A 22,378-nucleotide genomic window follows, 5' to 3' on the forward strand; every position below is an offset into this window, starting at 1 on the left:
ATCACGTCGCCGCGTACATCCTCCCGCGAACCCGTCAATGTAGTCACGCGCCGTGGCGGATGTGGCGAGGGCTTAGACTGCACCCCGAACTATTCAGCACCTACCAGGATTTCCTTCAGTTCCGACTCGGGCGGAACTTCGACGAAGCGATGACCTCGTTGCGGGCCGCAGTCAAACTCGACCCTGGAAACCTCGCACTCCGTCTCGACCTGGGCAAGCTGCAGGAGAGAATGCAGATGTACCTCGACGCGCTGCTCACCTACGACGACATCATCACGGTAGCTGCTCGGCGGGACGTCAGACTGTCGCGATGGTGGGGGAGTTCCAATACGAACAACGAGATTCGTGGCTGGTCTGATTCCCGGCGAACCCGAGGTCTCCGGGCTGACGACCCGGTCATCCTCATCGCTCGCTACCGCCACGCCCAATTGCTCGGGCTGAGCGACAAGCTGGCACAGCAGTGGTGGACTCGAAAGGAACGGTGCATTACAGGGGAGCATCGGTCCGCGCGCGAGGAACGCCGAGCTTATCTGAGGCAGGCCCTGGCAACCCGACTCGGCAAGCGATACAGGCGCCTGGTTATCCGCCTACCCCTAGACGAGGACCTCAACCGCCCACGCTGCCTTGGACAGCTCACCGAAGTTGAAGATGATCTTGCTCGTCGGAGCAGGAACGCTGAAGCACGGATCTACTTTGCGATGCTCGCACAGTACGAGTACGACCACCTAGTCGGGGATTACGCCCGCGTCGGATCCGAGATCTGTACTGGAGCGCGTTTCACAACAGAAAGCTCCCGTGGTCGGAGAGAGTCACCGTGATCTCGACTGTCGGGCGTCGCCGCGCGTTGGAACGCCTCCGCTGGATACGACTTCCCGGCACCCGAGGATGGAGGGAGAGAGCCGAGCAGATGCGAATCCTGCCTCGGGAGGCCATCCTGATGGGGCTTCCATGGTCGAGCCTGCGGCGTGCGATGGCCATCTCGTGGGCTCACCGCGCGGTTCCCAACTACCCGCCTGGCGGCTGGAAGGTGAGTGAAGCCTCACTGTCCGTCAGAGAGCAGGACAAACGGTCCGAACGATGGGCTTTCCGCGGCGCGGACGAAGTCTTACGGAACGGATGGCCGCCCCGGATCGAAGACCTGGAGAACGTCGTCCGGCGGCTCACTGGGGGGCGACATTTTCGACTGAGGACATGGCGCGCCCACTACAATGCCGCCTGTACGCTAGCGCTCCCGCTCCTTCCGGACGGATTGTCACCCCCGAAGGAAGTGCTTCCCCCAGTGCCTCCGGGTGAGCAGGACAACAACCGGGACACCGCAGCGACCTCGGCAGCACTCATGGAACTCGAACGGGCTGTCGCGCGCGCTGACAGCGGATACGTCGCGCAACAGCGGGACTGGCTGCTGAGCGAGGACCCGGACCTCGACCACCTCCGGGGGCGCCCGGAGTTCAAGGACTTCGAGGCGACCACGTTCGGCTCGATCGGAGCAGCGGTCGAGCGCGGGCCTGACATCCACATGTGGGAGCAGAGCACGTATGTGGCCCGCTTTATCAGCTCTGCAGCCAATCAGATGGCGGGGCTTTGGAGGGGGCGCCAGGGCCTCACCTCCTTCTCAGGCGACGACTTGAAGACATGGATCGATGAGGAGATGGCGGGCTGGCGTCTCGCCGAGCAACTCGCACAGGACGGACGCGACTCCCGAACGCGCCAAGAAGTGGGCGCGGAAATCCGACGCACGGGCCGACTGCCCGAAATGGATAACCCCTTGGTTGCGCACCCTGACTTCACCGACCGCTTCTTGGACCGCCAACTCACCAGCATGAAGGGAAACGGTGAGTCCAACCTCCTGGCAGTCCGTCGCATCAAGCCCGGAGCCGCTATCAGCGTCGGCGAACGCATCAGTGCCGCGATCAACGAGGCGGACGGTCGACTCGAGCAGCTGATGACGATTCTGCGCGCCAACGATGGGGATACGGAAGAAGTGTGCTGTTTGCTGGCACGTCGATCAGTGATGGAGGAGGAAGAGCGCCACCTTCGGGGCCAGGTTGCCAGGTGGAGCGCCGAACCGTCATCATCGGCGACGTTGGAAAGTGTCGGTCGGTGGGCCAAAATTAGCAAAGATCGGTGGCTCGCCTTAGCGGAATGGTTTGACGATGACTTGCTCGGGCACGGTTCACTGACTGACAGGCAGGCGTGTTTCGCCGAGTCACTTCCGCCCAAGACGAGGGCTGATCTCCTCGTCCAACATAACCGCGTGCCTGGCAAATCCCTGATCTGGCCTGGCCCGCGAACCAAGAACGAAGGCCTTCTCAAACGACTCCGTCAACGTGCTGGGGATTGACTTCGGTGAGGCAACCCAACATAGCAACGCGCACCACAACCACGCGTCGCGGCAATGGGTCGACCGATCGGGGATCGGTCCACAGGCGTGAACAGCCCATAGCCGGACACGCTGGCCGCCGTGGGACCTCCATGAATGCTGGAGTCACTCCCCCGGCGGCTCCGCGGTCTCCTCAGCGTCCGTCGACTCCGAACGAGGCGCCCGCAGACGGACGACGCCGCTCTCGAGGTCGAGCCCCACGACGCGACCACGCTGGCCGTTCTCGTCGCCCTCCTCGGAACCCTCGATCTTGGGACCGCGGAAGATGCCACCGAACGCCGTCATGCCTCCAGGCTAGCCGCGGCATCGGAACCTTCGCCGCTACGGGAAACCCTCAGGACATCGACGCCCTCTCATCACCCGTCCACCTCCGGCAGGGAGGATGGCCAGGTGTCGACGGTCGTCCGCTCGCGAGAACGAGGCGCGTGGTTCCAACGCCTGTGCCACTGGCTGTTCGGTCTGCTGCCTGACCGGCTCGCCGCGGTGACGCCACCGACCCTGATCGGCTTCCTGCTGATCAGCGGGGTCAGTTTCTCGCTCGACCTGGCGCTGCTGACCGTGCTGAAGAGCGGGCTGCAGGTCCCGCTGGGCGTCGCCGTCACGCTCGCCTATGCCGGTGCCCTCACGGTGAACTTCCTGCTGAACCGGCAGCTGACCTTCCGGCCACGCCGGCCGCTCGGCGAGCAGGTCGCGCTGCACGTCGCCGTCGTCGTGCTCAACTACCTCGCGATCGTGCTCGGCGTGACCGTCGGGTTCGCTGCATGGGGTGTTCCGTACCCCGTGGCGCGGGTGGTCGCGGGCGTGCTCGAGGTCGGCTTCGTCTACGCCGCCCAGCGGTGGGTCGTCTTCGCCCACCGCGATCGCGGCGGCGCGGCAACCGACTGACCCGGCCCCGGTAGATCGGGCCGCATCGCGGCCGGCAGCGGCAGCCGCAGCCCCGGCGGGATGTGACCGTGCCCGGCGGCCATCCGCGCGCCGAGCAGCGCCGCCGTCACCGCGCCGAGGGCCGCCAGGAGCAGCGCGGCGACGAGCACCACGACGCCGATCACGGTTGCCGCCTCGGGCGGCGGCGGGAACACGATCACGACCGGACTGAGCATCGCCGCGGCAGCCACGAGGGCGGACAGCAGAGCGTCGGTCCAGATGACCGCCCGCAGACCGGCGTCGTAGCGGAATGCGGGGACGGTGGGTTCGGTCTTCACCGCCCCAGCACACTCCCGCCGGGGAAACGCGTCGATGACCTCGCAGGTCATGACGCCGGATCACATGATGGCGCCGACGTCCGCGGTGATCTCGGGCAGGACGACCCCGTCCTCCATCGCATTCGCCCCCGGCATCTCGACGAGGAAGATCGCCAGACTCTCCTTCGCGTCACCGGTGATCCCGCTCCACGCGTCGGCGATCCCGTGCAACAGCCGGGCCCGGACCTCGGGAGAGCGACCCTCGCGGATGAGCCCGACCATGCGCGGGCTCGTCACGGCCTCGCCGGCCACGAAGATGCTCTCCTCCGCGGTCTCGGTGAACGAGCAGTGCACGTACGCGGTGGGGGCACCGGTGACCTCGGCGTGCACCGTCGTCACGGCCGCGGCGATCTCGGCCTTGTGCTGCAGCGTCTTCCCGCCGCGCGGCGCGGTGAACTGGTAGAAGGGCACGGTCTGCCTCCGAAGAGTGGTCGGACTCGATTCGAGTCCGACCGTAGGACAGCCGTCGGCAACCGCACAACCACGTAGGACTCGAAAAGTGTCCTACTATCAGCGGCATGAAGCACGACGAGCTGGGAGACGTCTACTGCTCGGTCGCCCGCACCTGGTCGGTGATCGGCGAGCGCTGGACGATGATGATCCTGCGCGAGTGCTTCCGCGGCGAACGCCGTTACGACCACTTCCGCGCCAAGCTCGGCCTGGGCAGCAACGTGCTCAACGACCGGCTGCGGCTGCTCACCGAGGCCGGAGTCCTCGAGCGGGTGCCTTACCAGGACAACCCACCCCGCCACGAGTACCGCCTCACCACCAAGGGCGCCGATCTCTACCCGGTGCTCGTCGCCCTCATGAACTGGGGCGACACCTACCAGAACGACGTCCCGCCGGTACGGCTCCTCCACCGCGAGTGCGGCCACGCGGCCGAGCCGCGGATGACGTGCTCGCACTGTGACCAGCCGGTCGCGTGGCGTGCCATGACCGCCGAGCTCCAGCCCGAGGCGTGGTGACCCGGGGGGACAGGTTGCGACGACGGGAGGCTCGCCCCGCGGACAGGCCCGCGCGATAATCGACGCCGGAGTGCGGCCCGTGGGGAGGCCGGCCCGAGCCGGCGGACGGTGGTGGCGGACGTGCACGTGGAGCCCCTGGCCCAGCGGGTCGTCGACCTCATCGAGGGAGCCACCTTCACCCATCTCGACTCGACGTCGGTACTCGGCATGATCGCCCTGCTTCTCGCCGGGGCGGGCCTGGTGACGCTGACGAACTTCCCGCTCGACTCCCGCGATCGGCTGTCGCTGCTCGTCGCCGAGCCGTTCCCGCGGGTCGAGGCGTCGGTCGGGGTCGTGCTGGCCCTGGACGGGGTGACGGATTCCCTGGCGGACCGACTGCGCCGCCACGCCCAGCATCCGGCGGTCGACGGCCTGGTCGTCGCCACGACCGACCCCGACACGCTCTTCCTGCCCCGTGATTTCGACGGGGTGCCGGTGCGGACCGCGCTCCTGCTGGACCTCCCCGCCGCCGACTCCGCGAGTTGAGACGACGGCCCTCGTCGGACCCGAGTCCGACCTCAGCCGTCGCGGACCACGCCGAGGGTCGGCGCCGGCGCCCACGACGGCGCCTCGACGACGTCCGCGGAGTGCACCAACCGCGGACCGACCGGCTCCGCCGGGGCGCCGTCGTCGATGAACTCGAGGGCCTCGATCAGGGAGCGCAGCACCGCGCTCCGAGGGATGGCGCGGGAGATCCACACCTCGCGGGTGCCGGCGTCGGCGACCCACGCCGTCCGACCGTCGAGTGACTGCCAGTAGACGCTGACGCCGGCCTCGGCCAGCAACGGCAGGGCGGCCAGCGGATCCGGGCTGGAGGGTGACGTTGCGGTCATGTCCAGGCATCCGCAGCGGTCACGCGCCCGGATCGAAAGTTCGTACGACTGGCACACCGGGCCCCGCAGGAGGCGCAGCCCACTGGTCGATCAGGCTCAGGGCACCCCGCCGTCGAGGCGCAGGATCGCACCGGTGCAGAACGACGCGTCGCGCGAGGCGAGGTAGCGCACGGCGCCGACGACCTCCTCCGGCTCACCGCAGCGGCCCAGCGCGAGGGTGCGCTCGAACCGGTCGAACGTGTCCGGGCTCCAGGCGGCCGAGATGTCGGTGCGGAACGGCCCGGCCTGCACCGCGTTGACCCGCACCGTCGGTCCGTAGGCGCGCGCGAGCCCCTCGGTGAGCGCGTTGAGCCCGGCCTTGGCGGCGGCGTAGGGCAGCTCCTCCGGCCCTGGACGGATCGCCGCGATCGAGCTGATGTTGACGATCGCCCCGCCGCCGTCGGCGACCATCCGGCTGCCGACCGCGGCCGAGAGCCGGAACGGGCCCTTGAGATTGACCCCGACGACCTTGTCGAACAGCTCCTCCGACACCGCGTCCAACGACGGGTAGAGCGGCGAGAGCCCGGCGTTGTTGACCAGCACGTCGACCCGCCCGAACTCCGCGTAGGCCGCCTCGACCAGCGCGTCGCAGTCGGCCCACCGGGAGACGTTGGCCGCGACCGGCACCGCGCGGACGTCGTGCTCGGCCTCGATCTCGGTGGCCAGCGCGGTACAGGCGTCGAGCTTCCGGCTGGCGATCACGACGTGGTCGCCGTCCGCCGCGAACGCCCGGACCATCTCCCGCCCCATGCCGCGACTGCCGCCTGTCACGACGACGACCCGGCCACCGCCTCGTCCTGCCGCGTCCTCGGACATCTACCGCCTCCGTCGTCGTCGGCCGCCGGCATCCGGACGGCGGTGCGATCTCCTCCGAGCCCACCACCGCCGCTCCGACGGCGCCTCAGCCCTGCGCCGTCGGGCGCACCACGATCTCCCCGACGTCGACACCGGGCGGCTGCTCCAGGGCGAACACGATCGCACGGGCGACGGCGTCGGGCGGCATCGCGATCTCGTCGCGCCGCTGGATCATGCCCTCCCGCACGGCGTCGTCGACGATCCCGCCGACGAACTCGGTGTCGGTGAAGCCCGGGGACACCGCCGTGACGCGCAGCGTCGCGCCGGCCTCCTGACGCAGCCCCTCGCTGAGCGTCCGCACCGCGTTCTTCGTGGCGGCGTAGACGACCTGCCCGGGCACGATGCGCAGGCCCGCCGTCGAGACGACCGTGACGAACTGACCGTGCCCCTGCGCCCGGAACACCGGCAGCGCGGCCGCCACGCCGTGGAGCACCCCGCGCAGGTTGACGTCGATCATCTCGTCCCAGTCGTCGACGCGGAGGTCGTCGATCGGCGCCACCCGGCCCACCCCGGCGTTCCCGACGAGCGCGTCGAGCCGGCCGAACCGCTCCCGGGCGAGGTCGACGAGAGCAGCCAGGTCGGCCCGTCGTCGTACGTCGGTCACGACGGTGGCCGCCTCGCCTCCGGCGGCCCGCACCCGCTCGGCGACCCGCTCGAGCCGGTCCTCACGGCGGGCCCCGAGGACCACCCGGGCGCCGCGCTCCCCGAGCAGCACCGCCGTCGCCTCGCCGATCCCGCCGCTCGCGCCGGTGATCGCGACGACGGCCCCGGCGAGGTCCGTCATGGCATCCGCATCTGTTCCGGTCACGGCCCCTCCAGACAATGTGATTGCACCATCACATCAACGACCGTACGCCTTTCGCCCACGGCGGAGTCGTCTGGATTCCGTCCGCCCGCGCGGGCACGCTCGCCTGCGTGACGGCCGATCCCGGCGGCGCGGCACGGCCGGGCATCTGGCGACATCCGGTCCTGCGCACCGACGAGGACCAGGGCAGGCACCGGACGGTGTCCTGGCTCGAGCTCTTCGTCGACCTCGCCGTCGTCGTGGTGGTCTCGCGGGTCGCCGAGCACCTCGCCGAGGAGGTCGGCGACCACCTCGGGGTCGGCGTGCCGGCGGGCTTCGCGATCCAGTTCCTGGCGTGTTCTGGGTGTGGAACGGGTTCACCTACTACACCGAGCGGTTCGAGTCCGACGGCGTCGAGCAGCGCGGGCCGGCGGTGCCGGTCGTGTACGGCACCGGTGCGCTGCGCGCTCGTGAGCACTGATTGACGCCAGAGCATCAATTACTGCTCACGAGCGCGAAGCGCACCTACCGTTCCAGCATCGCCTCTTCGTGATCGAGCTCCCGGAGCATCTCGACGAAGATGCCGTCCTCGAGCCGCCCCTGGTCGCGGAAGCGCACGAACGTCTCCCGCTCGGCGGCGAGCATCTCGCGGCGCAGCCGGGAGAACGCGACCGTCGGCGCCTCCCCGACCTCCTCGAGTGGACGCCCGAGCCGCTCCCACGCCCCGTTCGCCCGCTGCTCGGCCCAGGAGCGCAGCTGGCTGGTGATGTGCTCCGGGGTGGTGTCCTCGGCGACCTCGTCGAGCCGGTGCATCGCGGCCTCCGCGGCGGCCTGCTTCGCGGCGGCCTCCTCGAGCGCGTCGTGCTGCGCGCCGGTGTCGTACACGCGCAGCTTCCGGATCAGCCAGGGCAGCGTCAGACCGTGGAGCAGCAGCGTTCCCACCGTCACGACGAACGCCAGGAAGATGATCACGTCGCGGCCGGCGACGGTGTCGGGCACCGCGAACGCCGCGGCGAGGGTGACCACGCCCCGCATGCCCGACCACGAGATCACCGCCGGCACCCGCCACGGCAGGCGTTTCTCCCGCTGGCGCACCTTCGGGACCAGCCGCGTCAGGTACGTCGTCGGGAAGACCCAGACGATGCGGGCGAGCACCGTCGCGAGCAGGACGGCGAGCGCCGCCAGGAACACCGTGCCGAGCCCGGAGCGCAGCTCGTTCACGACCACCACGAGCTGCAGCCCGATCAGCGCGAACACGAACGCCTCGAGGACGGTGTCGAGCCCGGCCCACACCGCCTGGTCCTGCAGCCGCGAGGCGAACCCGCTCTCGCTCGACTTGTGCCCCAGATACAACCCCGCCACGACGACGGCGAGCACCCCGGACGCGTGGACGGGGCCGGTGAAGTCCTCGGCCAGCACGTAGGTCGCGAAGGGGATGACGAGCCCGAGCGCGCTCTCCATCACCGCGTCGTTGAGCTTGAGCCGGATGCGGTGCACGAGCCAGCCGATCGCCGCACCGACGACGACCCCGCCCGCCGCGGTCAGGACGAACTCGCCCAGCCCGGTCAGCACGCTCGGCGTCGCCGCCCCGACCCCCGCGGCCGCGAGGAAGATCCGCAGGAGTGTCAGGGCGGTGGCGTCGTTGAGCAGGCTCTCGCCCTCGAGGATCGCCATGACCCGACGCTGCAGGCCGAGGCGCCGGCCGATGGACGCGGCGGCGACGGCGTCGGGCGGGGCGACGATCGCGCCGAGGATCAGCGCGCTCACCAGCGGCAGCCCGGGCAGCAGCCACCACGCGACGATGCCGACGGCGAACGCGGTGAACAGCACCAGCCCGACGGCGAGCAGCCCGATCGGCCGCAGGTTCTCCCGCAGCCGACGCGGTGAGCTCTGCAGACCCGCGGAGTAGAGCAGCGGCGCCAGGACGAGCGGGAGCACCAGGTCGGGATCGAGGCGCACCTCGGGCATCCCCGGGATGAACGAGACGCCGAGGAACACGACGACGAGCGCGAGGGGCGGCGAGACCCCCGCCTTGCGCGCCAGCACGGTCACCGCGAGGGCCCCGACGAGGACAGCCAGGAGGATCCCGAGCGATTCGTTCACGCAGTCCCTTTCCTCCGCACACCGAACCGACGTCCGAGCCTAAGCCCAGTCGGCGCGGGTGCGGGCGATCCAGGTCGGCGCCTGGGCCCGCTCCTCGATCTCCAGCGCGCGCTCCCGATGCGCACGAGCGAGCCCCGCGTCGCCGAGGAGGCCGGCGAGCCGCCCCAGCCGGGAGGCCACCGAGCCGACGCCGAGCCCGACGGCCCACACCGCGATCTGCTCCGGGTACGGGGCCAGCACCCGGGCCAGTTGCTCGGCGCGGCGGCGGTCGCCGAGGTGGACCGCGACGTCGGCGCACAGCACCCAGGTCACCATCGTGCTGGCCTCGACGGTGAGGTCGCCGAGGTCGGGCGGGGCGAGCGCCTCGACGAGGGCGCCCGCCTCGTCGGGTCGGCCGCTCTCGGCGCACAGCACGGCGAGGGCGGCGTGGATGGACGGCAGTTCGGGCGACCCGGCGACGACCTGGCGCACCACCTCCTCCGCGTCGGCGACCCGGCCCTGGTCGCGGCGCAGCTGGAAGAGCTGGATCGCGTGGTAGAGCCGCGCGTCGGGCTGGCCGGTCGCCCGACCGGCCGCGGCCACCCGCTCGAGCAGGACCTCGGCCTCGGGATCGCCGCGCCGCAGCGCCCGGGCCACCCGCTGCAGGCCGGTCATCCACTCCAGCGTCGGCTGGCCGACCTCGGCGAGCAGTTCCTCCTCGGCGTCGAGACAGCGGTCGGCCTCGGCGGCGTCGCCCACCTCGACGGCGACGCGGAACCGCGTCCACCACGCGCGGTGCACCGCCACCGGGTCGCCGAGGCGGCGGGCGAGCTCGACGAGTTCTCCGGTCTCGGACAGCCGGGTCGCGAGGGTGTCCGGCCCGCCGATCGCGAACGGCCGCGCGACGAGGACGTCGGCGAGCACCTCGGGGTCCCCGAGCCGCCGCGCGATCGCCAGCGCCGCGTCGGAGAGGAACAGCCGCCGCGCGCGGTCGCCGGTGTGGAAGAGCTCGAGGGCCAGGACGGCGAGCAGGCGAGCGCGGGTCGGCGAGTCGGTCGGCCCGACGGCGTCCACGGCCGCCTCCAGCACGGCGACCCGTTCCCGGTCGGTGATGCCGAAGACCGAGGGCTTGCTGCCGGGGCTGTTCGCGATCGCGGCCCGCGCCAGGCCCTCGGTGTCCCCGAGCGTGCGCGCGTGCCCGGCCGCGGCCAGCAGCGTCTGACGGTGCGCGACGTCCCCGGCGCGGCGCTGCGCCTCCCCGAGGGCGATGAGCAGCCCGACCCTCGCCGGGTCGTCGCCCGCGTCGAGCAGGTCGACCGCCAGCCGGAGCCACGTGACCGCCTCGTCGTGGGCGAGCTGCGCGGCCGCCCGCTCACCCGCCGCCACCGCGTACGCCCGCGCCTTGCCGCGCTCCGCCGCGCCTCCCCCGGCCCGGGACCAGTGCGCCGCGAGCGCCGCGAGCTGGTCGGTGCCGACGGTCGGCTGCTGCTCCTCGATCGCCGCCGCGATCCGGCGGTGCCAGGACGCCAGGCGGGCCGCGGTGAGCGCGTCGAGCACCGTCGCGCGCACCAGGGCGTGTGCGAACCGGTAGCGGGGCGCCCGGTCCCCGACCTCGACGATCAGCCGGGCCTCACCCGCCTCCTCGAGGGCGTCGAGCACGGTGTCCTCGTCGTGCCCGCCTGCCGCGCGCACCACGGCCGGATCGAACTCCGGCCCGACGACGGCGGCGATGCGCAGCACCTCGACGGTCGCCTCGGCGAGCCGGGAGAGCCGCCGGCCCATCACCTCGCGCACGCCGTCGGGCAGCCCGACCGCCTCGAGGTGCAGCCGCGCGTCCGGGCTGCGCAGCGACCCGGTCTCGGTCAGGTGGCGCAGCACCTCGAGCACGAAGAACGGCACGCCTTCGGTCTCGGCGTGGATCGCCCGCGCCAGGGCCGCGTCGACCGGCGAGTCCTCGGGAGCCGCACCGTGCAGCAGCTCAGCGACGGCGGACTCGCCCAGCCCGTCGAGGTGCATCCGCTCCACCCCGGGCTGGCGGCGCAGGTCGGCGAGCAGCGCGGTCAGCGGGTGGCCCCGGCCGGTCTCGGTGTCGCGGTAGGTCGCGACGACGACGAGCCCGGTCGTCAGCGGGGACCGGGTCACGTGGCGCAGCAGCTGCAGCGTCGGTCGGGCCGCCCAGTGCAGGTCGTCGAGCAGCAGCAGGACCCGGGAGCCCTCCCCCGCCGCCGCCAGCCAGGACGCGACGGCCTCGAACAGCCGGTGCCGCTCGGTCTCGGGGTCGGCCCGCAACGGCGGGTCGAGGTCGCCCAGCAGCTCGGCGATCTCGGGGACGAGCCGGGCGAGCTCGCCGGGCCGGCTGCCGAGCGCGGTGCGCAGCAACTCCGGCGTTCCGCGAGCCACCTGGTCGCGCAGCGCCTCCACGAACGGCTGGTACGGCACGCCGAGGTCCTCGTCGCAGCGCCCCGCGAGCACCGGCGCCTCCCGGGCGGCGCGCTCGGCCAGCTCCGCGGCGAGCCGCGTCTTGCCCACCCCGGGCTCGCCGGCGAGCAGGACCAGCCGGGCCCCGAGCGCCCCGGCCGCGTCCCACACCGACTCGAGCCGCGACAGCTCGCCGCCGCGCCCGACGAAGTCGCCGCCCCGCTCTGCGAGGAGCGCCGCGGCCGGAGCGACGGGGGCGGCCCGGGCCGCTGTCTGGGCCCTGATCGTCACCGGTGCATCCGACGGCAGGCCCGGGTCCAGCGTCGGGTCCTGGCGCAGCACCGCCGCATGCAGCCGGACCAGCGCCGCGCTCGGGTCGATGCCGAGCTCCTCGCCGAGGTGGTGGCGCAGGTCGTCATAGGCGCGCAGTGCGTCGACCTGCCGGCCCGACCGGTAGAGCGCGGTCATCTGCTGCGCCCGCAGCCGCTCGCGCACCGGGTGGGCGCGGACCAGCCCGTCGAGCTCGCCGACCAGCTCACCGTGCCGCCCGCACGCGAGGTCGGCCTCGATCCGCTCCTCGAGTGCGCCGAGCCGGTCCTCCTCGAGCCGGGCCGCCTCGGAGCGGATCACCGGCGAGTCCAGCGCGTCCCCGAGCAGCGGACCGCGCCACAGGTCCAGGGCGGCGCGGAACGTCCGCGCGGCCGTCGCCGGGTCCGACGCCGACTCCGCACGGCCGCGGGCGACGAGCCCGCAGAACCGTCGGGCGTCCACCGCGTCCGCGTCGACGGCCAGCAGGTAGCCGGGGGCCCGGGTCACGAGCAGCCCGTCGGCGTCGGAGGCGCGCAGGGCGCGGCGCAACCGGGACACGTGGACCCGCAGCGCGTGCGGCCAGCCCTCCGGCATCCGCTCGCCCCAGAGCTCGCCCGCCAGCCGCGCCGCGGGCACCACGGCGTCCGGCGCCAGCAGCAGGACGGCGAGCAGCGCGCGCTCGCGCGCGCCCCCCAGCTCCGCCGGACGCCCCTGGTCGTCCACGGCCTCCAGCGGGCCGAGCACCCGGAACTCCATGCGCGGCCCCCCGGTCGCAACCGGCTACCCCACCGGCACGACGAGCCTGCCACGGTTCACCCCTCCGGGGTACGGGTCACATGGGTCGGTGACTCCCTGGTGACCCGGCCCGCTACCCGGTGACGGCACCGTCGTCGTCGCACGGTCCCGACGACGGGGCCACGACGCCCAGGGAGCCACCCCATGACCACCGCCACCGACAACGCCACCACCGTCGCGACCGTCTACCAGGCCTTCGGCTCCGGCGACGTCCCGACGCTCATGGGCCTGATCGCGGAGAACGTCCGCTGGGAGTCCGACTGGGAGGACAACTTCGCCCAGCGCGCCGGCGGCCCGGCCTTCTACAAGCCGTTCCACGGCCGCGACCAGCTCGACGGCTTCTTCGAGGCGATGGGCGCGAACACCTTCCACCAGCTCGAGGTCCGCGACGTCATCGCCGACGGCGACCGCGCCGTCGCCCGCGTGGCGCTCGAGTACACGCTGCCCAGCGGCGGGCGCTACCGCGACGAGCAGCTCCACCTGTGGACGTTCGACGCCGACGGCAAGATCATCGCGATCCGCCACTTCCTCGACACCGCGAAGCTGCTCGCGGCGACCCGGGGCGAGGACACCACGGCGGGACGGTCGTGAGGACCCGCCCCTGGCCGCGGCTGCCCCGGGCGCCCGAGCTCGACCGCGACCTCACCGACGGTAGCTGCCGGCCGTGTGGTTCTCCGGGATGCGAGTCGTGCCGAACAGCTTCTCGCGGAAGGTCCCCGGGGCGTACTCGGTCTTGTAGCGACCCCGCTCCTGGAGGATCGGGATCACCAGGTCGATGAACTTCTCGTAGGTCTCGTGGGCGACGATGCGGGCGATGTTGAACCCGTCCAGGTCGGTCTCGTCCATCCAGCGGATGAGCTCGTCCGCCACGTGGGTCGCGCTGCCGACCAGGGCCATGTTGGTCCCGCACAGCGCCTTCTCCTCGAGCACCTGACGGAGGGTCCACTGGTTGTGGCGGGTGAACATCTCCAGTGCCGACCGGTTGGCGTCGTTCTCCCTCGTAGACGATCGGCTCGTCGAGCGGGTACTGCGAGAGGTCGATGCCCATGATCCCGGACATCGTGGAGAGCAGGCCCTCGAGGCTCGACCAGCGCAGGTAGCCGTCGTAGGTGGCCCGGGCGAGCTCGTCGGTCTCGTCGACGAACACCGAGACGCCGGCGAAGAACTTCACCGAGTCCCGGGAGCGGCCGACGGCCTCGAGCTCCTTGGTCATCGTGGCGATCTTGTCGCGGACGATCTCACCCGCCAGCTGCGCGGGCAGGCCGGGACCCGCCAGGTGCCCGGTGCGGGCCGCGCGCTCGCCGTCAACTCCGGCGGCTGGATGGGCGACGACTACGCGACCTCCGTCGCCACCCTGCTGACCACCGCCGGCTGACCTCTGTCCTCCGGGCGTGCCCCGGCGCAGGATGAGGCTTCCCCACCGACCACGGGAGGCTCCGTGCCGGACATCCCGGTCAGCGACGTCGACCTGTTCGCCGACGACGCCCGCATCGACCCGTACCCGATCTACCGGACGCTGCGGGACCTCGGCCCCGTCGTCGAGATGTCCCGTCACGGGCACTACGCGCTGCCGCGGTACGCGGACGTGCGGGCGGCCCTCATGGACTGGAAGACGTTCTCGTCGGCGAAGAGCGTCTTCGTCGACCCGACGATGAACGCCCAGCTCGAGGGCATCACGCTGTGCAGCGACCCGCCGGACCACACGATGATGCGCTCGGTCCTCGGTCGGCCGCTGCGTCCCGACCGGATGCGCGACGTCGCGCCGACGATCGAGGCCGAGGCCGACCGCGTCGTCGGGAAGCTCGTGGCGCAGGGCCGCTTCGACGTCGCGACCGAACTGGCCGAACACCTGCCGTCGACCGTGGTGTCGAAGCTCGTCGGTCTCGGCGAGTCGCACCGCGGCAAGATGCTCGAGTGGGCGGCCGCGATCTGGGACGTCCAGGGCCCGGCCAACGAGCGGTTCCACGCCGCGATGCCGCGGGTCGAGGAGTTCCTCGGGTTCGCGCAGCACGAGGCCGTCCCGGGCAAGATCGACCCCGACGGCTGGGCCGCGCACCTCTACCAGGCGGCCGACCGTGGCGAGATGCCGCGCGAGAAGTGCCCGGTGATGATGCTCGACTACGTCACGCCGAGCCTCGACACCACGATCCTCGGGATCACCGCGACGATCGCGCTGTTCGCCGCGCACCCCGATCAGTGGGATCTGCTGCGCGCCGACCGCTCGCTCATCCCGCACGCGATCAACGAGTCGCTGCGGATGGAGACCTCGGTCCCGCAGTTCACCCGCGTGCTCACCGAGGACCACGAGATCGACGGCGTGCCGCTGCCCGCGGGCAGCCGGGTCGCGCTGCTCTACGGCTCGGCCAACCGCGACGAGCGCAAGTACCCCGACCCGGACCGGTTCGACATCACCCGCCGTCCCTCGGACCATCTCGCGTTCGGCCGCGGCGAGCACGTGTGCGTGGGCATGCACCTCGCCCGCCTGGAGATGTCGGCGCTGCTCGAGCGGCTGGCCGACCAGGTGGAGCGCTTCGAGGTCGTCGGGTCCCGCCCGCTGCTCAACAACGGCCTGCGCGGTCTGGAGCACCTGGAGGTCGTCGTCCGGTAGTTCCATCTGGCCCGGACGGCGCAGAAAGGTGTAGAAGGACCGGCATGGATGTCCCGTTCGAGGTCCGGCACTTCCTCGACCGCGCCGCCGTCGTCTACGGCGAGCGCGTGGGGATCGTCGACGAGCCCGACCAGCCCGCCGAGCCGTTGGCCGGCCTCACCTACGCCCGGGTGGCCGAGCTCGCCCGCGCGCAGGCCGCGGCCCTGGACGGGATGGGGATCGGGTTCGGCGAGCGCGTCGCGATCGTCTCCCACAACAGCGCCCGGCTGCTGACGTCGTTCTTCGGGGTCTCCGGGTACGGCCGCGTGCTCGTCCCGATCAACTTCCGCCTCTCGGTCGACGAGGTCGCGTTCATCGTCGAGAACTCCGGCGCGCGGCTGCTGCTCGTCGACCCGGCGCTGGCCGAGCAGCTCAAGGGCGTCGAGGTCGAGCGGACGATCGTCCTGGGCGAACCCGGGGACGGCGAGATGTACCGCTTCGGTGTCGAGCCGCAGCGCTGGGAGCCCGACGAGGGCACCGTCGCCACGATCAACTACACCAGCGGCACCACGGCCCGGCCGAAGGGCGTGGAGCTGACCCACCGCAACATCTGGGTCAACGCCACGACGTTCTCGATGCACGCCGGCGTGACCGACCGCGACGTCTACCTGCACACGCTGCCGATGTTCCACGCGAACGGCTGGGGCATGCCGTACGGGATGACCGGGCTCGGGGCGCGGCACATCGTGCTGCGCCAGGTCGACGGGGCGGAGATCCTGCGCCGCGTCGCCGAGCACGGCGTGACGATCATGTGCGCGGCGCCGGCGGTGGTCAGTGCGGTGCTCACCGCGGCCGCCGACTGGGACGGCGAGATTCCCGGACGGGGCCGGGTGCGGATCGTCGTCGCGGGTGCACCGCCGCCCACCCGCACGATCGCGCAGATCGAGACCGTGCTCGGGTGGGAGTTCCTGCAGATCTACGGCCTGACCGAGACCTCGCCGCTGCTGACCGTGAACCGCACGCGTTCCGAGTGGGACGGGTTCTCCGCGGAGGAGCGGGCGGTCAAGCTCGGCCGGGCAGGTGCGCCGGCGCTGGGCGCGACGATCGCGCTGTCCCCGGACGGCGAGGTGCTGGCCCGCTCCAACGTCGTCATGAGGGGCTACCACGACCGCCCCGAGGAGACCGCCGAGCAGCTGCGCGACGGCTGGTTCCACACCGGTGACGGCGGCGTGCTCGACGACGAGGGCTACCTGACGATCAGCGACCGCCGGAAGGACGTGATCATCACCGGCGGCGAGAACGTGTCGTCGATCGAGGTCGAGGACACGATCTTCAGCCATCCCGCCGTGGCCGAGGTGGCGGTGATCGGGGTGCCCGACGAGAAGTGGGGCGAGACGATCAAGGCCCTCGTCGTGCTCGCTCCCGGGGCGCAGGCCGACGAGGCCGAGCTGATCGAGCACTGCAAGTCCCGCCTCGCCCGCTACAAGGCCCCGACCTCGGTCGAGTTCCGGGACACGCTCGCGCGGACCGCGACCGGGAAGCTGCAGAAGTTCAAGCTGCGCGAGGAGTACTGGGTGGGCCGCTCGCGTCAGGTGAACTAGCGCCTCAGGGGCGCCGCCGCATGAGGTCGATCGCGGTCATGTCGCGGCGGGAGAGCTCGAAGTCGGTGGCCCCGAGGTTCTCGGCCAGGCGCGCCGGGTCCGCCGACTTCGGGAACACGACGAGCCCGCGCTGCAGGTGCCAGCGCAGGATCACCTGCGCCGGGGTGCGGCCGACGCGCGCGGCGACCCGCCTCGCCGTCGGGTGCGACGTCAGGCGCCCCTCGCGCAACGGCCCCCACGACTCCGTCGTGATGCCCCGTCGCCGGTGGTAGCGCTGCCTGCCCTGGTGCGGGGTGCGTGGGTTGACCCGGATCTGGTTGACGGCGGGGACGAGTCCGGTGCGGTGGGCCAGCCGCTCGATCCCCCGCCGACCGAAGTTCGACAGCCCGACCGAGCGCACCCGCCCCTCGGCCTGCAGCGCCTCGAACGCGCGCCAGGTCTCGAGGTCGTGCTCGCCCGGGCGGTGGATCAGGAAGAGGTCCACGTACTCGGTTCCCAGCCGGCGCAGGCTCTCGTCCAGCGCCCGGCACGCGGCATCGTAGCCGTGTGAGCCGTCGTCGAGCTTCGTCGTGATCCAGACGTCCTCGCGCGCGACGCCGGCGTCGCGCAGCCCCTGCCCGACGCCCGCCTCGTTGCCGTAGCCCTGCGCGGTGTCGACGTGGCGGTAGCCCAGTTCGAGGGCGGTCCGGACGAGGTTCGCGGTCTCCTCCGGCGGCACGTGGTACACGCCGAGCCCGAACTGCGGGATCGCGTGGCCGTCGTTCAGTGTCACTCGCGGCATGTCATCCATCAGAATCCGATGATGACCGATCTCGACGTGGCCGTGATCGGCGCCGGGTTCGCCGGGCTCGCCGCCCTGCACCTGCTGCGCGAGCGGGGCCTGCGGGTGCGGGCCTACGACGAGGCCGGCAACGTCGGCGGCACGTGGTGGTGGCACGCCTACCCGGGCTCGCACCTCGACACCGACGGCTCGCTCTACCAGTACGGGTTCTCCGAGCAGCTCTACCGCGACTGGGGGTGGAGCGAGCGGTACCCGGCCGGCTACGAGGTCCAGCGGTGGCTGCGCTTCGTCGCCGACCGGCTGGATCTGCGTCGCGACATCTCGCTGTCGACGCGGATCGTGTCGGCCCGTCACGACGGTCTCTGGACGCTGGTGACCGATCGGGGCGGGACGGTGCGCGCCCGGTCGCTGGTCGCGTGCACCGGGCGGCTGCCGGTGGAGGGGGATCTCGATGTCGGCGGGTTCGGTGGCCTGGTGGTGCGCACCGCGGCGTGGCCGGAGGACGGGCACGACCTGTCCGGGCGGCGGGTGGGGATCGTCGGCACGACGACGGCGACGGTGCAGCTCGCGCCGTGGATCGCGGATGCGGTGGCGGAGCTGACGGTGGTGTCGGACGGCCCGCGCGACGTCGTCCGGCGTCGCAACCCGGTGTACGGCTGGCAGGAGCGCGACGCCTACCGGGCGCGCTTCGCCGAGCTCCGGGATCGGGCGCCCGGGGCGGTGGCGGCGGACCGCGAGGCGATGCGGGCGCGCGTCGACGATCCCGCGGTGGCGAAGCTGCTGATCCCCGACGGCGAGGCGGGTCGGGTGGCGCTCGACGACGGCTGGCTCGAGCTCTTCGCCCGGGACGGCGTGGCGCTGGTGCCGCGATCCGACGTCGCGCGGGTGGGGCCGACGGGGCTGGAGCTGGTCGACGGCACCGTCGTCGGGCTGGACGTGCTCGTGGTCCCCGACGAGTTCGACGCCGGCCCGCCCGCAGTGTGGGGGATCGACGGCGTGACCGCGGACGCGCCGGGGCTGCACACCGTGCTGGCTCCGCCGGGCGGGGGCACGGTGTCGTTCGAGCTGATGCGGCGGGTCGAGGCGATCGTGGCGGAGGTGGCCCCGGGATGACGTTCGAGCTGCGGGCGATCGGGCACGTCGAGTCGGCGCTGACCGACCGGGACGGCGCCCCCAAGCAGGCCGACGAGGGCGCGCCCGACGCCTGGCTGGTCCTCGACCCCGCGCTCGCCGACGCCTGCGCCGACCTCGCGGCGGGCGACGAGCTCGTCGTGATCACCTGGCTGCACGAGGCCGACCGGTCGGTGCTCGTCGTGCGCCCGCGCAGCGACCCCGCCCGGCCGCCGACCGGGGTGTTCAGCACCCGCTCGCCCGCCCGCCCCAACCCGCTCGGGCTGCACACCGTGCGGGTGCTCGCCGTCGAGGGCACCCGCATCCACGTCGACGCGCTCGAGGCGGTCGACGGCACCCCCGTCGTCGATCTCAAGCCGACCCTGACGTCCCGGCGGTAGGTGCGCCTCCGTCGCTCGTGAGCACTAATTGATGCTATGACGTCAATTAGTGCTCACGAGCGCGGAGCGCACCTAGGTTGGAGGGCATGCAGGTGTCGACGCTGACCCGGTACCCCGTGAAGTCGATGCTCGGCCAGCAGGTCGACGAGGCGGTCGTCGGGCCGACCGGGCTCGAACGGGACCGGTGGCGGGCGCTCATGGACCCGACGACGGGGTACGTCTGCACCGCCAAGCACCCGCGGCTGTGGCGCCGGCTGCTGAAGTACCGCGCGGCCGCCGAGGACGCCCGGGTCACGGTCACGACACCGGCCGGCGAGACCCTCGACGCCGACGACCCCCGCCTCGTCGAGACCCTGTCCGCCGACCTCGGCCGGGCCGTCGAGATCCGGGCACAGCGCCCGCCGTCGTCGTCGGTGGAACGTCCCGACCCGGAGGCGGTGCTCGCCCAGGGCGTCGAGGCCGAGGTCGAAGCGCCCACGCTGGAGATCTCGCAGGGCACCGCGGGCGACACCTTCGTCGACCACTCGCCGGTCCACCTGATCACGACGGCGACGCTGGACCACCTCGGCGTCGAGGCGTTGCGCTACCGCCCGAACCTGGTGATCGCCGCGGACGTCGAACCCTTCGCCGAGAACGACTGGCTCGGGTGCGAGCTGACGGTCGGCGAAGTCGTGCTGCGACTGACCCTGCCGACACCACGGTGCTCGGTGCCGACGCTCGAGCACGGCGACCTGCCGCGCAACCCCGAAGCGCTGCGGCCACTGCTGACCGGCAACCGCGTCGAGGTGCCCGGCTTCGGCGTGCTGCCCTGCGCGGGCGCCTACGCCGAGGTGGTGCGCCCCGGCACCGTCCACCGGGGCGACCAGGTGTTCGTCACGACTCCGTCGTGACCTGTGCGTGCGTTTCCGTGCCGGAGCACGGAAACGCACGCACGAGGGCTACGCCCGAACGTCGTACCGGTCCAGGTTCATGACCTTGTCCCAGGCGGCCACGAAGTCCCGGACGAACTTCTCGGCCGACCCGTTCTCGGCGTAGATCTCCGAGACCGCGCGCAGCTCGGAGTTCGAGCCGAACACGAGGTCGTTGCGGGTGCCGGTCCAGCGCACGGCGCCGGAGGCGTCCCTGCCCTCGAACGCGTCGGAGTCGTCGCCCACCTGCGACCACGTGGTGCCCATGTCGAGCAGGTTCACGAAGAAGTCGTTCGTGAGCTGCCCGGGCCGGTCGGTCAGCACACCGGCGGTCGAACCACCGGAGTTCGCGCCGAGCACGCGGAGCCCGCCGACGAGCACCGTCATCTGCGGCGCGGTCAGGGTGAGCAGGTTCGCGCGGTCGACCAGCCGGTACTCGGCGGGCAGGCGGTGACCCTTGCCGCCGTAGTTGCGGAATCCGTCGGAGGTCGGCTCCAGGTAGGAGAACGAGTCCGCGTCGGTCCACTCGGCCGTGGCGTCGGTACGGCCCGGAGTGAAGGGCACCTCGATCGGGTGCCCGGCGTCGGCGGCCGCCTTCTCGATCGCGGCACCACCGCCCAGGACGATGAGGTCGGCCAGCGAGACCTGCGTCCCGGAGGCGTTGAAGTCGCGCTGCACGCCCTCGAGCGCCGACAGCACGCGCTGCAGCTCCTGCGGGTCGTTGACCTCCCAGTTCACCTGCGGCTCGAGGCGGATGCGCGCGCCGTTGGCGCCACCCCTCTTGTCGCCGCCGCGGAACGTCGAGGCCGACGCCCACGCCGCCTTGACCAGCGCCGACACCGGCAGTCCGGTGCCGAGGATCGCCTTCTCGAGCTCCTCGATCTCGTCGTGCGTGACCAGCGGCCCCTCGTGCGCGGGCACCGGGTCCTGCCAGATCAGGGTCTCCTGGGGCACCCACGGGCCGATGTACCGCTGGATCGGGCCCATGTCGCGGTGGGTCAGCTTGTACCAGGCCCGCGCGAAGGCGTCCGCGAACTCGGCGGGGTTCTCGTGGAAGCGGCGCGAGATCGGCTCGTAGATCGGGTCGACCTTGAGCGAGACGTCCGTGACCAGCATCGTGGGCTGCCGGTTGAGCTCACCGGTCTCCGGGTCCGGCACCGTGTTCGCGCCGCCGCCGTTCACCGGCCGGTACTGCCACGCGCCGGCCGGCGACTGGTGGAGCTCCCACTCGTAGCCGAACAGGTTGTCGAAGTAGGCGTTGCTCCACTGCGCGGGCGTGGACGTCCAGGTGACCTCGAGGCCCGAGGTGATGGCGTCCCGGCCCTTGCCCTTCCCGAAGCTCTGCTTCCAGCCGAGGCCCATCTGCTCGATGGACGCGCCCTCGGGCTCGGGGCCGACGTTGTTGTCCACGTCGGGGTTGGCCGCGCCGTGGGTCTTGCCGAAGGTGTGGCCACCCGCGATGAGCGCGACGGTCTCCTCGTCGTTCATCGCCATCCGGCCGAAGGTCTCGCGGATGTCGCGCGCCGCGGCCAGCGGGTCGGGGTTCCCGTCCGGACCCTCCGGGTTGACGTAGATGAGGCCCATCTGCGAGGCGCCCAGCGGCTTCTCCAGCTGGCGGTCACCGGTGTAGCGCCCCTCGCCGCCGAGCCACTCGGTCTCCGGGCCCCAGTAGGTGTCGTTGTCGGGCTCGAACACGTCGGGCCGGCCGCCGGCGAAGCCGAAGGTCGTGAAGCCCATCGTCTCGAGCGCCCGGTTCCCGGCGAGGATCAGCAGGTCGGCCCAGGAGACCGACGTGCCGTACTTCTGCTTGACCGGCCAGAGCAGGCGACGGGCCTTGTCGAGGTTGCCGTTGTCCGGCCAGCTGTTCAGCGGCGCGAAGCGCTGCATGCCCATGCCCGCCCCGCCGCGACCGTCGTCCAGGCGGTAGGTGCCCGCCGAGTGCCAGGCCAGCCGGATCATGAGGCCGCCGTAGTGGCCGAAGTCGGCGGGCCACCAGTCCTGCGAGGTCGTGAGGACGGCATCGACGTCGGCCGCGAGGGCGTCGTGGTCGACGGCCGCGAAGGCCTTCGGGTAGTCGAAGTCGGGGTCCATCGGGTTGGACGCCGCGGTGTGCGTGCGCAGCACCTTCAGATTGAGCTGGTGAGGCCACCAGTCGATGTTGCCGCCACCCTCGACCGGATACGCGAGGCGGCCGGCGCCGACGGGGCAACCGCCGGCCTGCTCGGTGTTCATCTCCGACTCGACGGTGGT

Annotated in this window: 25 protein-coding genes; 13 read left to right on the forward strand and 12 right to left on the reverse strand. The window is 72.0% G+C overall.

The genetic code is table 11. The features are described 5' to 3' along the window. The first annotated feature begins 59 nt into the window (after nt 1–59). Together LQ327_RS01660 and LQ327_RS01665 are read left to right on the forward strand one after the other, a co-directional pair. Nucleotides 60–818, forward strand: coding sequence for a hypothetical protein (locus LQ327_RS01660; protein ID WP_230729789.1), 759 nt, complete (start codon nt 60–62; stop codon nt 816–818). A gap of 518 nt (nt 819–1,336) precedes the next feature. Beyond that, nucleotides 1,337–2,341, forward strand: a complete 1,005-nt coding sequence (locus LQ327_RS01665) for a hypothetical protein (RefSeq protein WP_230729790.1) — start codon at nt 1,337–1,339, stop codon at nt 2,339–2,341. A 144-nt stretch (nt 2,342–2,485) separates the two neighbouring features. Here LQ327_RS01665 and LQ327_RS01670 read toward each other — a convergent pair whose 3' ends face one another. Next, nucleotides 2,486–2,665 (reverse strand): hypothetical protein, encoded by a 180-nt coding sequence (locus LQ327_RS01670; RefSeq protein WP_230729791.1) that lies wholly within the window; start codon nt 2,663–2,665, stop codon nt 2,486–2,488. A 105-nt stretch (nt 2,666–2,770) separates the two neighbouring features. Here LQ327_RS01670 and LQ327_RS01675 point away from each other — a divergent pair, with 105 nt between their 5' ends. Continuing rightward, nucleotides 2,771–3,265 (forward strand): GtrA family protein, encoded by a 495-nt coding sequence (locus tag LQ327_RS01675; RefSeq protein ID WP_230729792.1) that lies wholly within the window; start codon nt 2,771–2,773, stop codon nt 3,263–3,265. Here LQ327_RS01675 and LQ327_RS01680 read toward each other — a convergent pair. Next, complete coding sequence (locus LQ327_RS01680) at nt 3,202–3,582, reverse strand: hypothetical protein (RefSeq protein ID WP_230729793.1); 381 nt, start codon at nt 3,580–3,582, stop codon at nt 3,202–3,204. The two genes, LQ327_RS01675 and LQ327_RS01680, sit on opposite strands and share 64 nt — an antisense overlap. Nucleotides 3,583–3,642: 60 nt before the next feature. Further along, nucleotides 3,643–4,032, reverse strand: coding sequence for a tautomerase family protein (locus tag LQ327_RS01685; protein WP_230729794.1), 390 nt, complete (start codon nt 4,030–4,032; stop codon nt 3,643–3,645). A 107-nt stretch (nt 4,033–4,139) separates the two neighbouring features. Here LQ327_RS01685 and LQ327_RS01690 point away from each other — a divergent pair, with 107 nt between their 5' ends. Continuing rightward, nucleotides 4,140–4,586, forward strand: coding sequence for a winged helix-turn-helix transcriptional regulator (locus LQ327_RS01690; protein WP_230729795.1), 447 nt, complete (start codon nt 4,140–4,142; stop codon nt 4,584–4,586). A 120-nt stretch (nt 4,587–4,706) separates the two neighbouring features. Further along, nucleotides 4,707–5,111, forward strand: coding sequence for a hypothetical protein (locus tag LQ327_RS01695; protein ID WP_230729796.1), 405 nt, complete (start codon nt 4,707–4,709; stop codon nt 5,109–5,111). Between the two features lie 32 nt (nt 5,112–5,143). Here the strand turns inward: LQ327_RS01695 and LQ327_RS01700 are convergent, their stop codons facing one another. The 4 genes from LQ327_RS01700 to LQ327_RS01715 form a co-directional block, all read right to left on the reverse strand. Continuing rightward, nucleotides 5,144–5,458, reverse strand: a complete 315-nt coding sequence (locus LQ327_RS01700; protein WP_230729797.1) for a hypothetical protein — start codon at nt 5,456–5,458, stop codon at nt 5,144–5,146. Between the two features lie 96 nt (nt 5,459–5,554). Next, entirely contained in the window at nt 5,555–6,313 is a 759-nt protein-coding gene (locus LQ327_RS01705; protein ID WP_230729798.1) for an SDR family NAD(P)-dependent oxidoreductase, read from the reverse strand. A gap of 85 nt (nt 6,314–6,398) precedes the next feature. Continuing rightward, a complete protein-coding gene (locus tag LQ327_RS01710) occupies nt 6,399–7,136 on the reverse strand; it encodes an SDR family oxidoreductase (RefSeq protein ID WP_230729799.1) in 738 nt (245 codons plus the stop codon). A 20-nt stretch (nt 7,137–7,156) separates the two neighbouring features. Next, nucleotides 7,157–7,447 carry a hypothetical protein gene (locus tag LQ327_RS01715; RefSeq protein ID WP_230729800.1) on the reverse strand — a complete coding sequence of 97 codons (291 nt, stop codon included), beginning with the start codon at nt 7,445–7,447 and terminating at the stop codon, nt 7,157–7,159. A gap of 44 nt (nt 7,448–7,491) precedes the next feature. Here LQ327_RS01715 and LQ327_RS33515 point away from each other — a divergent pair, with 44 nt between their 5' ends. After that, nucleotides 7,492–7,617 carry a hypothetical protein gene (locus LQ327_RS33515; RefSeq protein WP_269069119.1) on the forward strand — a complete coding sequence of 42 codons (126 nt, stop codon included), beginning with the start codon at nt 7,492–7,494 and terminating at the stop codon, nt 7,615–7,617. A 44-nt stretch (nt 7,618–7,661) separates the two neighbouring features. Here LQ327_RS33515 and LQ327_RS01720 read toward each other — a convergent pair whose 3' ends face one another. Together LQ327_RS01720 and LQ327_RS01725 are read right to left on the reverse strand one after the other, a co-directional pair. Then, nucleotides 7,662–9,239 (reverse strand): Na+/H+ antiporter, encoded by a 1,578-nt coding sequence (locus LQ327_RS01720; RefSeq protein WP_230729801.1) that lies wholly within the window; start codon nt 9,237–9,239, stop codon nt 7,662–7,664. Between the two features lie 39 nt (nt 9,240–9,278). Further along, a complete protein-coding gene (locus LQ327_RS01725) occupies nt 9,279–12,701 on the reverse strand; it encodes an ATP-binding protein (protein ID WP_230729802.1) in 3,423 nt (1,140 codons plus the stop codon). A 183-nt stretch (nt 12,702–12,884) separates the two neighbouring features. On the opposite strand from LQ327_RS01725, the gene LQ327_RS01730 reads away from it, so the two are divergent. Continuing rightward, entirely contained in the window at nt 12,885–13,331 is a 447-nt protein-coding gene (locus LQ327_RS01730; RefSeq protein WP_230729803.1) for a nuclear transport factor 2 family protein, read from the forward strand. A 51-nt stretch (nt 13,332–13,382) separates the two neighbouring features. On the opposite strand, the gene LQ327_RS01735 is transcribed toward LQ327_RS01730, so the two are convergent. After that, on the reverse strand, nt 13,383–13,670 hold the full coding sequence (locus LQ327_RS01735; RefSeq protein ID WP_230729804.1) for a hypothetical protein: 288 nt from the start codon (nt 13,668–13,670) through the stop codon (nt 13,383–13,385). Between the two features lie 28 nt (nt 13,671–13,698). Here LQ327_RS01735 and LQ327_RS01740 point away from each other — a divergent pair, with 28 nt between their 5' ends. The 3 genes from LQ327_RS01740 to LQ327_RS01750 all read left to right on the forward strand — a co-directional run bounded on the left by LQ327_RS01740 (nt 13,699) and on the right by LQ327_RS01750 (nt 16,928). Then, entirely contained in the window at nt 13,699–14,115 is a 417-nt protein-coding gene (locus tag LQ327_RS01740) for a hypothetical protein (RefSeq protein WP_230729805.1), read from the forward strand. 63 nt (nt 14,116–14,178) lie between these two features. Further along, on the forward strand, nt 14,179–15,348 hold the full coding sequence (locus LQ327_RS01745; RefSeq protein WP_230729806.1) for a cytochrome P450: 1,170 nt from the start codon (nt 14,179–14,181) through the stop codon (nt 15,346–15,348). A 44-nt stretch (nt 15,349–15,392) separates the two neighbouring features. After that, the gene (locus tag LQ327_RS01750; protein ID WP_230729807.1) at nt 15,393–16,928 is read left to right on the forward strand and encodes an AMP-binding protein; all 1,536 of its coding nucleotides are present in this window, start codon (nt 15,393–15,395) and stop codon (nt 16,926–16,928) included. Between the two features lie 4 nt (nt 16,929–16,932). Here LQ327_RS01750 and LQ327_RS01755 read toward each other — a convergent pair whose 3' ends face one another. Further along, nucleotides 16,933–17,709, reverse strand: coding sequence for an aldo/keto reductase (locus LQ327_RS01755; protein WP_230729808.1), 777 nt, complete (start codon nt 17,707–17,709; stop codon nt 16,933–16,935). Between the two features lie 21 nt (nt 17,710–17,730). On the opposite strand from LQ327_RS01755, the gene LQ327_RS01760 reads away from it, so the two are divergent. The 3 genes from LQ327_RS01760 (at nt 17,731) to LQ327_RS01770 (ending at nt 20,110) form a co-directional block, all read left to right on the forward strand. Further along, nucleotides 17,731–18,822: a flavin-containing monooxygenase gene (locus LQ327_RS01760; RefSeq protein ID WP_230729809.1), complete on the forward strand. Its 1,092-nt coding sequence runs from the start codon at nt 17,731–17,733 to the stop codon at nt 18,820–18,822. Further along, on the forward strand, nt 18,819–19,220 hold the full coding sequence (tsaA, locus tag LQ327_RS01765; protein ID WP_230729810.1) for a tRNA (N6-threonylcarbamoyladenosine(37)-N6)-methyltransferase TrmO: 402 nt from the start codon (nt 18,819–18,821) through the stop codon (nt 19,218–19,220). The genes LQ327_RS01760 and tsaA overlap by 4 nt, the downstream gene beginning before the upstream one ends. Nucleotides 19,221–19,306: 86 nt before the next feature. Further along, nucleotides 19,307–20,110, forward strand: coding sequence for an MOSC domain-containing protein (locus tag LQ327_RS01770; RefSeq protein WP_230729811.1), 804 nt, complete (start codon nt 19,307–19,309; stop codon nt 20,108–20,110). A gap of 48 nt (nt 20,111–20,158) precedes the next feature. Here LQ327_RS01770 and katG read toward each other — a convergent pair whose 3' ends face one another. Next, nucleotides 20,159–22,360 (reverse strand): catalase/peroxidase HPI, encoded by a 2,202-nt coding sequence (gene katG / locus LQ327_RS01775; RefSeq protein ID WP_230732908.1) that lies wholly within the window; start codon nt 22,358–22,360, stop codon nt 20,159–20,161. Between the last annotated feature and the right edge of the window lie 18 nt (nt 22,361–22,378).

Origin of the sequence: Actinomycetospora endophytica (assembly GCF_021026375.1) — a bacterium.
In the GTDB taxonomy this organism is placed as follows: Bacteria; Actinomycetota; Actinomycetes; order Mycobacteriales; family Pseudonocardiaceae; genus Actinomycetospora; species Actinomycetospora endophytica.